This is a genomic window from Rhizobium ecuadorense (assembly GCF_001187535.1).
In the GTDB taxonomy this organism is placed as follows: Bacteria; Pseudomonadota; Alphaproteobacteria; order Rhizobiales; family Rhizobiaceae; genus Rhizobium; species Rhizobium ecuadorense.
On sequence record NZ_LFIO01001234.1, the window covers coordinates 1 to 303 of the forward strand.

Sequence of the window (303 nt, forward strand, 5' to 3'; positions counted from 1 at the left end):
CAGCAGCGCTTGTGGCTGGCTTATCCGCGGGATCTCACTGATATCTCGGCAGCAAATCGCCGTGCGCATCGATCAGGTCGTCGACAAGGTTCCAGATTTGGTCTGGCGACAATTCCGCAGATGTATGCGGATCGAGCAGAGCGGCTTGGTAGATGCGCTCGCGGTTTCTTGTGAGAGCCGCCTCGACCGTCAACTGCTGAACAGAAACGCTCAAGTTCATGACGGCGGAAAGCTGCGAGGGGATCCGACCGACCCGGATCGGCTGAATTCCGTTTCTGTCGACATGGCAAGGCACTTCCACGA

General features: G+C 57.8%; 1 protein-coding gene. It reads right to left on the minus strand.

From position 1 onward, the window contains the following. Positions 1–34: 34 nt before the first annotated feature. Positions 35–303 (minus strand): family 4 glycosyl hydrolase (locus AF337_RS25785; RefSeq protein ID WP_483150633.1); only part of this gene is annotated, 269 nt, incomplete at its 5' end.